9 protein-coding genes are annotated in these 12,421 nt (G+C 68.4%); 2 read left to right on the top strand and 7 right to left on the bottom strand.

What is annotated here, in order from left to right; translation table 11 throughout:
* Positions 1-79: 79 nt before the first annotated feature.
* The 3 genes from ACWEOO_RS24710 to ACWEOO_RS24720 all read right to left on the bottom strand — a co-directional run bounded on the left by ACWEOO_RS24710 (position 80) and on the right by ACWEOO_RS24720 (position 5,695).
* A complete protein-coding gene (locus ACWEOO_RS24710) occupies positions 80-1,279 on the bottom strand; it encodes a glycosyltransferase (RefSeq protein ID WP_452145009.1) in 1,200 nt (399 codons plus the stop codon).
* On the bottom strand, positions 1,276-2,400 hold the full coding sequence (locus tag ACWEOO_RS24715) for a glycosyltransferase family 4 protein (protein WP_452145010.1): 1,125 nt from the start codon (positions 2,398-2,400) through the stop codon (positions 1,276-1,278). The genes ACWEOO_RS24710 and ACWEOO_RS24715 overlap by 4 nt, the downstream gene beginning before the upstream one ends.
* Before the next feature lie 196 nt (positions 2,401-2,596).
* Complete coding sequence (locus tag ACWEOO_RS24720; RefSeq protein WP_452145011.1) at positions 2,597-5,695, bottom strand: M14 family zinc carboxypeptidase; 3,099 nt, start codon at positions 5,693-5,695, stop codon at positions 2,597-2,599.
* Between the two features lie 138 nt (positions 5,696-5,833).
* Here ACWEOO_RS24720 and ACWEOO_RS24725 point away from each other — a divergent pair, with 138 nt between their 5' ends.
* Entirely contained in the window at positions 5,834-7,408 is a 1,575-nt protein-coding gene (locus ACWEOO_RS24725; protein WP_452145012.1) for an acyl-CoA mutase large subunit family protein, read from the top strand.
* Between the two features lie 245 nt (positions 7,409-7,653).
* Here ACWEOO_RS24725 and ACWEOO_RS24730 read toward each other — a convergent pair whose 3' ends face one another.
* From ACWEOO_RS24730 to ACWEOO_RS24745, 4 genes are all read right to left on the bottom strand, one after another.
* Positions 7,654-8,445: an alpha/beta fold hydrolase gene (locus ACWEOO_RS24730; protein ID WP_452145013.1), complete on the bottom strand. Its 792-nt coding sequence runs from the start codon at positions 8,443-8,445 to the stop codon at positions 7,654-7,656.
* Between the two features lie 88 nt (positions 8,446-8,533).
* Entirely contained in the window at positions 8,534-8,863 is a 330-nt protein-coding gene (locus ACWEOO_RS24735) for a hypothetical protein (protein WP_452145014.1), read from the bottom strand.
* A gap of 77 nt (positions 8,864-8,940) precedes the next feature.
* Positions 8,941-9,579 carry a nucleotidyltransferase domain-containing protein gene (locus tag ACWEOO_RS24740; protein ID WP_452145015.1) on the bottom strand — a complete coding sequence of 213 codons (639 nt, stop codon included), beginning with the start codon at positions 9,577-9,579 and terminating at the stop codon, positions 8,941-8,943.
* Between the two features lie 230 nt (positions 9,580-9,809).
* Positions 9,810-10,991: an amidohydrolase gene (locus tag ACWEOO_RS24745; RefSeq protein WP_452145016.1), complete on the bottom strand. Its 1,182-nt coding sequence runs from the start codon at positions 10,989-10,991 to the stop codon at positions 9,810-9,812.
* A 298-nt stretch (positions 10,992-11,289) separates the two neighbouring features.
* On the opposite strand from ACWEOO_RS24745, the gene ACWEOO_RS24750 reads away from it, so the two are divergent.
* The gene (locus ACWEOO_RS24750; protein ID WP_355473744.1) at positions 11,290-12,366 is read left to right on the top strand and encodes a BMP family lipoprotein; all 1,077 of its coding nucleotides are present in this window, start codon (positions 11,290-11,292) and stop codon (positions 12,364-12,366) included.
* Positions 12,367-12,421: the final 55 nt, after the last annotated feature.

The following is a 12,421-nucleotide window of genomic DNA, read 5'->3' on the forward strand; positions in this document are numbered from 1 at the left end:
CGGCGGAAGGTAATTAACTACCTGGCGATCGGGCCTTACGGCAACTCAGTTAGCTCTCAGGAGACGGGAGTTGCGAAAGTCACGCCGCGACACGAGATTTGGCCAATCGGCTGTGCAGGTTGAGCATGCGGTCGACGCAGGTTTGCCAGTTGTAGAGCTCCGCGCGGCGCCGGGCGGCTTGGCGGCGGTTGGGGAGTTGCGCCAGGGCCAGCGTGGCGTCGGCGAGAGCCGAGGGGTTGGCGGGGGCCCAGCGGCCGCAGGATTCGTCGACCAGTTCGCGGGCGCCGCCGGTGTTGGCGGTGACCACCGGGGTGCCGGCGGCGAGGGCTTCGAGGACTGCGAGGCCGAAGGTTTCGCCGGGGCAGACGGACAGGGCGATGTCGGCCTCGGCGAGATGCTTGGCGAGGGTACGGCGGCCGTCGACGTAGCCGTGGAACGTGACGGGGGCGTCGCCGGCGATCTCGATCAGCTCGTCGAGGTGCGGGCCGGTGCCGTAGACGTCCATCCGGACGTTCACGCCGCGGCGGTGCAGTTCGGCGGCGGTGGCGACCGCGAGCTGCGGGCTCTTCTCGCGGGACAGCCGCCCGGCGTGGACGAGTTTGAGGACGCCGTCGTCCGTCGGCGAACCCAGTGACGGGTGGAACGTGTCGAGGTCGACCCCGAGCGGGATCCGGACCAGCGGCGTCGTCACCTCGTCGAACTCGGCCGCGGCGTAGCGCGAGGTGACCACCACGGCGTCGTACGTGCGGCCGAGGATCTTGTACAGCGCGGCGACCGTGGCGACCATCCCGAGCTGGCTGTACTTCACGCCGTCCGCGCCCCACCACTGCGTCCCGACGCCGAGCATCCGGCCGGGCCGGAGTACGTCGTTGCCGCCGAGCTGACCGGGACGCGCCGCGCCGAGGGCGAGCATCGCGTCGAGGCGCTCGTGGCTGAACAGCACCGTGCCGATGTCGTTCTTGCGGGCCCAGCGCGCGACCGGGAGCAGCGTCGACTTGTCGGAGATCTCCACCGTGGTGGGCCCGAAGCGCTTCAGCACGTCGATCACGGTCCACGGCGTGGTGATCAGCCGGTACCCGCCGCTCACCTTCGGCGCCTTCACCCGGACGATCGTGCCGAGCTCGGTTTCGACCACGGAGTCCCGCTCGCCCGGCGTGATCACGATCCGCTCGGCGCCGGCCTCGGCGTACCCCCGGCCGATGTGCTCGATCGCGGTCCGCATCCCGCCGGACGTCGGCCCGACGAAGTTGGCCAGCTGGGCGATCCGCAGGCCGCTCATGCAACCCGCCGTACGGCGGCTGCGTCGCGGAGCACCTCGGCGTAGTGCCGGTCGACCAGGTCGTCGACGACCGCGGGCCAGGTGCGGGACTGCACGCGGTGCAGGCCGTTGGCCGCCATCCGGCTGCGGGCCGACGGGTGGTCGAGCAGGGTCTTCACCGCGGACCGGAGCGACCCGGGCTTGCCGGGCTCGAAGAGCAGGCCGTTCTCGCCGGGGTAGATGAGGTCGAGCGGACCGCCGGCGGCCGGGCCGACAGTCGCGACGCCGGAGGCCTGCGCCTCCTGGATCGTCTGGCAGAACGTCTCGTGCTCGCCGGTGTGCACGAACACGTCCAGGCCGGCGAAGATCGACGCCAGGTCGGCGCCCCGGCGCATCCCGAGGAAGGTTGCCGTCGGCAACGCGTGCTCGAGCGCGGCGCGGTCCGGCCCGTCGCCGACGACCACGATCCGGCAGTCCAGGCCGGTCAGCTCCGCGAGCCGCCGGACCTTCTTCTCGGCCGCCAGCCGGCCGACGTACCCGACGATCGGCTTGCCGTCCGGGGAGACCTCCCGGCGCCACTGCTCGTCGCGGTTGGACGGATCGAACAGGTCGAGGTTCACGCCGCGGCCCCAGCGGTGCACCCGCGGTACGCCGCGCTGGACCAACGCGTCGACGGCCGAGGTCGACGGCGCGAGGGTGCGGTCGGCGCGGGAGTGTGTGCGGCTCACCCAGCGCCAGATGCCGCGGTCGGCGGCGGCGTACCAGGGGTACTGGCGGGCGAAGCCGGCGATGTCGGTCTGGAAGATCGCGACCGTCGGTACGCCGAGCCTGCGGGCGGCGCGCAGCCCGTACGCGCCGATGATGAACGGCGAGGCGAGATGCACCAGGTCCGGCCGGAATTCGGCCATCGCCCGCTCGATCGACGGGTCCGGCAGACCGACCGGGTACTCCTTGTACCCCGGCGTCCGGAAGCTCCGGGCGCGCAGGACCGGGACGTCGCCGTAGCTGTCGGGGCCCGGCCCGGGGGCGATGATCAGCAGTTCGTGCCCGCGGGCACGCAGCCGGTCGGCGACGTGGCGAGCCGTGTTCGCCACGCCGTTGATCTGCGGCAGGAAGGTCTCGGCCACCATCACGATTCGCACATCTCGAAGGTTCCTCACCGACCATGAACCCTGGGCGACGCTCTCGTGACACCGCGTCGATGCCCTGGCGACGGCTGCAGGGCCTTGAAGTGTCCTTCAGGTTGCCAGCGGGATGTGCTGGGTTAGTCGCACGCGAACTCTGGGGATCCGTTCGTCGGCAGGGCGGCCGGTTTGACCGCCCTGCCGACGAATCCGGTTACGGCGTGCCGAACAGGTGTGCCATCGACCGCTGGACGAGGTCGGTGCGCATCGCCTGCGTGGTCAGGCCTTCGGCGCCGAAGCCGAGGTACACCGTGTCCGGTGTGGACACACCGGCACCCTCGACGAAGGCGGTCGTGGTACGGATCCAGTCGTTCGGGTTCGCCGCCGAGCCAGGTGGCGGACCGGCGACGGTCCAGCCGCCGAGGTCGGTCTCGAACGACGTCGTCACGGTCGTGCCGGCCGTGACCGTGGTGTCGTCGACGAAGGTGCCGAGGCCCTGGGTGCTCCAGTCACTGACGTAGCTGATCGAGAGTTCGACCTGATGCCCGGCGTACGGCGCGAGATCGACCTTCCAGTCCTGCCAACCCGCGCTGGACCCCGTTGCCGCGTTCCAGCTTCCGGTGGTGCCGGTCGGTGAGCAGTCCGAGCCCTGGTAATGCCCGAGCTGTGGATGCAGTGCCACCCAACCGGCCGGGCAGCTCTGGCCGGTGTCCTGCGACGTGTGGCCGTTCAGGTCCGGGAGCGTGGTCCAGTCGTCCTGTCCGACGGTGTGGGCCTCGACGAAGACGTAGTCCCAGTCCGCCTCGGTGTTGTAGGAGAACTTGAACGACAGGGACGGCTGGGTGCTGGCGGTCACGCTGGTCAGATCCACCGTCCGCGTCAGACGCTTGTAGCTGATGTCCGCGCGCTGGCTGTAGACGTAGTGCGTGCCCGTGAACGGCTCGAACGGCGCACCGCCGGGCCGCTGCCACTTCAGCGGCGCCGAGCTCGCGAACTGCGGGAACTGGGCCGCCGGCAACACACTCGACGTCAGGACGTACGCGTTGGTGTGGTCCTGGTTGTTGGCCGAGTCGCCGCCGTTGAGTGTCCCGGCGAACCCGTTGAAGGCGCCGGATGTCCCGGTGATCGGGAACGGGGTCCCGTTGCTGTCGCTGCCGCTGTTGTCGACCTGGGAGTACGCGCCGAGCCAGTACTGCTCGAAGTCGTTCAGCAACGGCAGACACGGGTACGCCTGCGGCGTGGTGCACTCGCCCTGCTGTTCCTCGAACGGGTTGTAGTAGTACGCGCCGTCCTGGTTGCTCGCGAAGCCGGCGTACTTGCCCGTGTACAGCAGCTTGCCGCCCTCGTTGAGGTAGTCGCGGACCGACAGCTCCAGGTCGAGCGCGAGCTCAGCCGCCGTACCGCCCGGCTGGCCGATCTTGCGCGTGATGATGTCGTTGCCGCTCTCCCACACCACGGCCTTGTAGTGCGACAGCACGCCCAGCGGATGCGGAGCGGTCCGGCTATTGGCGTCCACGTCGTACACGTCCGAGGTGACTCCGGCCGCGGTGAGCGCGGCGGCGTAGCTGGAGGCGTAGCGAGCTGTCGTCAGTCCTTGCGCCGGGCTGGCGCCGGTGACGTCCTCAGCGGCCAGGATCAGGACCTGTCCACCGATGTCACTGGCCACGTGGTACGTGAAGTGCTCGCTGGAGACGGCTCCGGTTCCCTGCTTGTTACCGGTGAACCACACCTCGACGGAATCGCCGGGCTTCGTACGCCGGACGGTACCGCGGAACTCGGCGTAGTAGCGGTCGCCGGTGTCGCCGTACCGCTCGCCGCCCTTCCACTCCGCGACCTTGTCGTCGATCGCGTCGCCGCCGTTGATCCGGTAGTTGATCCGCAGGTTCTTCAACGCCCGCTTGGCGATCACGGCGACCGGCTGGGTGGTGCCGTACGAGACCGTGAACGGGTCGGCCACCAGGTCGGCGGCCTTCTTGCCGACCACCGAGACCGGGTCGTCCGGGTCGTGCGCCGACTTCGCGACCGACAGCGCGAACGGGATGTTCTTGGTGAACTCGGCCTGGATCAGCGCCTCGTCGTCGGGGAAGCTGAAGACGCTGACACAGTCCTCGGGCAGCCACTGGTCGTTCGGGTTCGCGGCCGACACGGTCTGGCAGGTCGACATCTCCGGCGTGAACGCCATCGTCCCGTACGTGTCCGTCACGTGGCCGTCGGTCTCGCCATTGGTCGTGTACAGCTCGGCCGAGATGTCCGGGTCGTAGCCCGGTACGGCGGGATTCGCGTCGTCGCCGGCCATCGCCTCGGCGATGACGTCGTCCGGCGACGGCGTGCTCACCTGCCAGCCCACGCCGTACAGCAGGAGCTCGGCGGCGGAGTGGTAGTTGATCAGCTCCGTGAAGCGGACCCTTTGGAACAGCTGGTCGAGAGCTTTCGACTCCGGCTCGGAGCCCGGGGACGGACCGCGGTACGTGTCGCTGCTCGGGTCAGGTGACGATCCCTCGTTGTCGTAGCCCCACTTGGTGGCCAGGTTGCGGTTCAGGTCGACGCCGTCGCCGGGAGCGATCTGGCCGTCGTTGTTGTTGTCGCGCAGGTTCTTCCGCCACAGCCGGTCGCCGACGAACGTGTAGTCGTAGCCGTCCGGGTTCGCCACCGGCAGGAACCAGAGCTCGGTGGTGTCCAGCATCTTCGTGGTCTCGGCGTTCTGGCCGTACCCGTCGATGACGTAGTGCATCAACCGGCGCACCATCTCGGGCGTGATCCACTCCCGCGCGTGCTGGGTGCCGGAGTACAGCACCGAGGGCCGGGAGCCGTCGGTGACGAGGCGTGCGTCCTTGGTGACCTTGACGGCGACGATCGGCTTGCCCTGCACCGTCGTACCGATCGTGACGAGTTTGGCCAACCCGGGATTCGCGGCCGCCGTCTGGGTCAGCTCTTCGAGCAGTCCGCCGGCCCCGCTGTACGGGCGGAACACCGTCGGGCCGGCGGCCGCGAGCCGTGCGGCCTCCTCGCTGGCGGTGTGTCCCTTCACTTTCTTGACCTTCAGATCGACGCCGTTCGAACGGAGCTTCGCCGCTTGCCGCTCCGAGATGACGACCTCGACCCTCGTGGTGCCGCCGGCGCCCTTTCCGGTGGCGAGGTCGGCCCGGTCGACGCCGGCGTCCACGACCTTCTGCAGCTGCTGGGCGTTCAGGTCGCCGACGTACACCTCGAGCCCATCACCCCCTGGCGCCGGCGCTGCTGTCGCCGCCTGCCCCACGGCCAGTCCCCCCGCTACGACGGCCAGTACCGCGATGAAAACAGAAGTTCTCCGCATGTCGCCCCTCCCCGGTCGACGGTGCATATGGCGGCAGCCTGATGTGACCCACGTCACGAGTCAACAGCTCAGCGCGCGTGCTCGATCTCACCCGGTGGTGCATACCAGTGCGGTGCTGGTTCGGAATACCGTTGGGGGATGAGTCATCGCAGCGAGTCGGGGTTCGAGTTCGCGCCGGTGTACGGACCGCTGGACGGGTTCGACCCGGCGGCCAAGCTCGGCGAGCCGGGCCAGTTCCCGTACACCCGCGGCGTGTACCCGACGATGTACACCCAGCGGCCGTGGACGATGCGGCAGTACGCCGGGTTCGGCACCGCGGCCGAGTCGAACCAGCGGTACCACCAGCTGATCGACCACGGGACGATGGGCCTGTCGGTCGCGTTCGACCTGCCGACCCAGATGGGGTACGACTCCGACGCCCCGATCGCGCACGGCGAGGTCGGCAAGGTCGGGGTGGCGATCGACTCGATCGACGACATGCGGGTGCTGTTCGACAAGATCCCGCTGGACCAGGTGTCCACCTCGATGACGATCAACGCGCCGGGATCCGTGCTGCTCCTGCTGTACCAGTTGGTGGCCGAGGAGCAGGGCGTCTCCGGGGACAAGCTCACCGGGACGATCCAGAACGACGTACTGAAGGAGTACATCGCCCGCGGCACCTACATCTACCCGCCGAAGGAGTCGCTGCGGCTGATCAGCGACATCTTCGCGTACTGCCAGGCGGAGCTGCCGCGCTGGAACACGATCTCGATCTCCGGCTACCACATGGCCGAGGCCGGTGCGACGCCCGCGCAGGAGATCGCGTTCACGCTCGCGAACGGGATCGAGTACGTCCGGGCCGCGGTCGCGTCCGGGCTGGACGTCGACGAGTTCGCGCCGCGGCTGTCGTTCTTCTTCGTCGCGCGGACGACGTTCCTCGAGGAGGTCGCCAAGTTCCGTGCGGCGCGGCGGATCTGGGCGCGGGTGATGCAGGACGAGTTCGGCGCCCGGAATCCCAAGTCGCTGATGCTGCGGTTCCACACGCAGACGGCCGGCGTACAGCTGACCGCGCAGCAGCCCGAGGTGAACCTGGTGCGGGTCGCGATCCAGGGCCTGGCCGCGGTGCTCGGCGGGACCCAGTCGCTGCACACCAACTCGTACGACGAGGCGATCGCGCTGCCCACCGAAAAGGCCGCTCGGCTTGCGCTTCGCACGCAGCAGGTCCTCGCCTACGAGACCGACGTCACCGCGACGGTCGACCCGTTCGCCGGCTCGTACGTCGTCGAGTCGCTCACCGACGAGGTCGAGGCCGCCGCGGTCGAGCTGATGGACCAGGTCGAGGAGTACGGCGGCGCGGTCGCCGCGATCGAGAAGGGCTTCCAGAAACAGGAGATCGAGCGCTCGGCGTACCAGATCGCCCAGCAGATCGACTCCGTCGAACGCGTCGTCGTCGGCATGAACAAGTTCAAGATCGCCGAGGAGGAGCCGTACGAACCGCTCCGCGTCGACCCCGCCATCGAGGCCCAGCAGGTCGACCGCCTCGCCACCCTCCGCGCAACCCGCGACCAGTCCGCCGTCGATGAGGCGCTGGCCGCCCTGAAGAAAGCTGCCCAGGGCAACGACAACTGCCTCTACCCCATGAAACAAGCCCTGAAAGCCCGAGCCACCGTCGGCGAGGTCTGCAACACCCTCCGAGAGGTATGGGGCGTATACGTCCCCGCCGACACCTTCTGAACCAACACCTGAAAAGGCCACCGCCCAAAGGACACCGCGTCGCGGCGGCGCCCGGGAATGTGTGCGGCGGGTAATGGTCACCGCTTCGCGGTGGCTGCCTTCTGCCGCCTTCGGCGAGGTGCATATCGCGTGCTGTCGCTGGATGGCCGCGGCGCTCGGGAACGTGGTGGGACGGGCGCTGCCACCCCTTCGCCGACGCCAACTGTCGGCCGCCGTCACCGGTGTGCATGCGGGTGCCGAGGGGATCAGTGGTGGTGGTTCAGGAAGGCGGTGAGGGCTGCGAGGTACTGCGGGCGGTTGTCGCGGCGTACGGAGTGGCCGGTGCTGGGGATGTGTGTGGCGTTGAAGTTGCCGGCGGCTGCTTGGGCGCAGTGTTCGGCGTACTCGGTGGAGATCAAGGAGCCGCGTTCGGTGTCGCCGTGGATGAGGAGGACGGGGCAGGTGATCTCGGTGAGCAGGGCTGTCAGCGAGAGCGGGTCCTGGTACGGCAGGTCGAACATGTGCGGGTTGAGTTGGGCCTTCGAGATGGCCCAAGGCTCGAGTTCGTCGTTGGGCCAGTCGGGGTCGTTGGCGTGGCCTTGCGCGATCCGCACGGGCAGGTCTAGGGCTCGGATCTCGGTGAGCCAGGGTGGCTCCGACCAGGGTTCGTCCTGCTGGTGGGGATCCGCGCCGCCGGTCGGCGGGTCCTCCAGTACGACTGCGCGGACCAGGTCGGGCCTCGCTGCGGCCAGGTACGCGGCCGACATCGCGCCCATCGAGTGGCCGACGACGACCACTCCGCCGTCGCGTGGCTGGCTCGAGAGTACGAGGGCGGCGTCGTCTCGGAGGGCGGTGTAGCGGAAGGGTTCCTCCGGGAGCCCGGACTCACCATGCCCGCGCGCGTCGATCGCGAGCGCATGGATCCCGGGCATCTCGTTGAGTAACGGCTCCCAGCACTGCGCGGAGTCCGAGAAGCCGTGCAGGAACGCGACATCGGCGATCGCTTCATCGGTCCGGTACCACGCCAGATGCGCCGTCCTACCTCGCACGTCGAACATGCTTGCGGACATTAGCGCACTCGCGAGCCGGGGCTAGATGCGGCGCACATCGCACAGCAGATGCCGGAGTGGGCGGACATGCCGCGCTTTACCTCAGGAGCTGTGCTGCGCCATCCACCAGCGCTGTCGCGTTCCGAAGTGCGGCTTTGGCTTGCGGAGCGCCGACGTAGACCATTCCGTAGTGCGCGTTGTCCTTGATGTCGAGCAGTCGGCTGAGGGCACGCGACAAGGTCTTGCCGTCGGGACCGGCCTGGGAAACAAGCTGAATCGCCTGCCGATGGTCCTGGCCGCGCGAGCGCCTGCCGAGGGTCCCACAGCAGGCAGCGTCGGCCGCGGCAATGCCGGCGAGTACCGCGAGGGCAGCGACCACATTGTCGTTGGCCAGTTCGTCGTCTTCCCCACTGAGGAGTTCAGCCACGTCGAGGAAAGCCCGCGCCTGGCTGAGTCGGACGGCCGCTTGGGCGCGGTTGCAGTCTTGGGTTCTCGCGGAGGGCGTCATTGAGGCGCCGGCCCGTGGGTGATCCTGTTGCGGAGTTGGCGGAAATCTGGACCGAAAACGGTGACAGAGTCGCGCAGCCAGTCGTTGACGATCGGGTCGCCGGACGCGAAGTGTGCAAGCAATGCGGAATGACTCAACTCGTAGACCTGCAGATGGTTGCCGGTCCAGGAATGGACTTGCTCCGCAAGAGAACCGACTTGGTCATCCCACTCCGGAGGCAACTCTGCAGAGTTGTGGACGACCAACAGGTCGATGTCGCTGTGGAGGTCACCGTCTCCGCGTGCAGCCGATCCGAAGAGGCTTGCGTGGATCGGGGGCTTGGACCACTCCGTGTCGATCGCATCGTGGATTCGCTGGATGAGCTTCTGCCGCAGGTTGGTCAGCTCGAGCACTGCGGAGGCTGCCAGATGATCACGGTTGAGGGCGTACTGGACTGCGCTGCCCACCTCTGTCGCGGACACCAAGCCTGTACTGGCAAGGCGTCGCAGAACCTTACGCGTGCCTGATTCGCTCGCGGTGGACGCCAGTTGATGCACCTTGCGGCCGGTGAGCGGCTGTGTGGTCCGCGACAGCACCGTGAGCACCGGACCGTCGAGAGTCGGGATCACCGTACTGATCGGATGTGACAGGTCCATGTGGCTCACTATAGTGCCGATGCCGGTACTATAGTACTGATATCGGCACTATAGTGATAATCGCTGAGAGTGGCGCTCGGCCGCATCTGTGGGACTGCCGGTTCGGTACGCGGCTGCAGAGCCGGCGCGCCGTTCACCACAGCACCTGGCGCCGATCCCAGGTCGGTGCGGCCCATGGCGCGCGTCCGCCGAAGGCGGCAAGAGATAGCCGGCGCGGAGTGCGGGTGGTGTCAGTCCAGTAAGGCGGCGGCGGTGAGGACTGTGGTGCCTATGGTGATGGATTCTTCGGCGGGGGCGAAGCCGGGGGTGTGGAGGTCGGCGGCGGTTTGCTGGGTGGGTGGGCGGACGCCGAGGCGGGCCATGGCGCCGGGGACGTGTTCCAGGTACCAGGCGAAGTCCTCGCCGCCGAGGCTCTGGTCGGTGGGGACGCCGGCGCTGGTGCCCAGGGTCTGGTGGACGGCGTTCTGCAGGATGTTGATCGCGATCGCGTCGTTCATCACCGGCGGTACGCCGTGGGTGACCTCGGTGTCGACCTCGACGCCGTACGGCTCGACGATCTGCGCCGCGAGGGACGGGATGAGCTCGTCGGCCAGGCGCCAGGCGGCGACGTCGAGGCAGCGCAGGGTGCCTTCGGCCTCGCCGCGGGACGGGATCGCGTTGGCGGCGGAGCCGGAGGTGATGCGGCCCCAGACGAGTGACATGCCGGCGCGCGGGTCGACCCGGCGGGAGAGTGCGGCGGGCAGTTCGGTGACCAGGGTCGCGAGCGCGTAGACGAGGTCCGCGGTCAGGTGCGGCCGTGAGGTGTGGCCGCCGGGGCCGGTTAGCCGGACCAGGAGCTTGTCGGCGGCGGCGGTCAGGGCGCCGATGCGCAGGCCGACCTGACCGACCTCGAGTCGCGGATCGCAGTGCAGGCCGTAGATCCGGCGTACGCCGTCCAGCCCGCCGGCCGCGATCACCCCGAGCGCGCCGCCCGGCATGACCTCCTCGGCCGGCTGGAAGATCACCCGGACCCGCCGGTCCAGCTGCCCGTCGCGCGCCATCCCGGCCAGCACCAGCGCCGTACCGAGAAGGGCCGCGGTGTGAACATCGTGGCCGCAGGCATGGGCGACACCGTCGACGGTCGACCGCCACGGCGCGTCCACGCCGCCCGACACCGGCAGCGCGTCGATGTCGGCCCGCAGCGCGACGCAGGTGTCGCCGGAGCCGATGTCGCAGATCAGCCCGGTACCGGTCGGCAGCACCCGCGGCGACAGGCCGGCGTCGACGAGCCGCTTCTCGAGCAGTTCGGTCGTCCGCACCTCGTGCCACCCGAGCTCCGGGTGCGCGTGCAGGTCGCGCCGTACCTCGACCATGTCCTCGCGCACCGCTTCGACGCGCGCCAGGACGTCCGCGACCAGCAACTGATGACTCATCCCGCGATTGTTTCATCCCGCAACCACCGCCCGACGGGGCGCTCCCCGGTCGTCACCGTCCGTCACGGCCACGCACGGTGAACGCAACCACGGAGCGTGCGCACCGTGACGTCCAGGCAGCACCGGGTGAGCGCACCGGAGAAGTTGTCGAAATGTGACGCAAACGCCGGTCACTTTCCGGTATCGAGGCCTGCTTGACGTTCAAAGAAGGACGGCGGTCGCCCTATAGTCTGCGGATGCGGCACGTGGGGGAAGGCGTGCGGCAGCAAAAGAATCTGGTCGACGAAGGAGACGTCCGGTGAAGAAGTACGTGCGGGGAACGGCGATCGTGGGCGTGGTGACGCTTGCCGTCGCCGCTTGTGGCAGCAAGCCGACCGAGGACAACGCAGGCGGCAGCGCCAACAAGGACTTCAAGGCCTGCATGGTCTCCGACTCGGGGGGTTTCGACGACAAGTCGTTCAACCAGACCTCGTACAAGGGCCTGCAGGACGCGGTGAAGGAGAAGGGCCTGACCGAGGTCAAGGCCGAGTCGAAGTCTGACAACGACTACCCGACCAACATGACCGCGATGGTCAACGCCAAGTGCAACGTCATCGTCGCCGTCGGCTTCAAGCTCGAGGACGCCACCGAGAAGGCGGCCACGGCCAACCCGAACATCAAGTTCGCGATCGTCGACTCGGCCCCGGCCAAGCCGATCCCGAACCTGAAGCCGCTGCTGTTCAACACCGCGCAGTCCAGCTTCCAGGCCGGTTACCTGGCCGCCGCGATGTCGAAGTCCGGCAAGGTCGGCACCTTCGGCGGTCTGAAGATCCCGACCGTGACCATCTTCATGGACGGCTTCGCCGAGGGCGTGCGCTACTACAACCAGCAGAAGGGCAAGAACGTCCAGGTCCTGGGCTGGGACGACGCCAAGCAGGCGGGTCTGTTCACCGGTGACTTCGAGGACAAGGCCAAGGGCCAGAACAACGCGCAGAACCTGATCACCCAGGGCGCCGACGTGATCTTCCCGGTGGCCGGCCCGTCCGGTCTGGGCGGTCTGCAGGCGGCCAAGGCCAGCAACGGCAAGGTGAACGCGATCTGGGTCGACACCGACGGTTGCATCAGCGCCGCGGAGTACTGCTCGGTGCTGCTGAGCAGCGTCGAGAAGGGCATGGACGTGGCCGTGAAGGACGCGGTCGTCTCGGTCGTCGACAACAAGTTCGACAACACCCAGTTCACCGGCACGCTGCAGAACAACGGTACGGCGCTGGCGCCGTTCCACGAGTTCGACAGCAAGATCCCGGCCGACGTGAAGTCGGAGCTGGAGCAGATCAAGGCCGACATCATCAGCGGAAAGATCACCGTCCAGTCGAAGGTTCAGCCGAAGGCCTCCTGAACCACGACGCACTTGCGTAGTACGGTGCGAGCCAGGAAGGCAGCAGACCCACAGG

The organism is Kribbella sp. NPDC004138, from assembly GCF_053603655.1.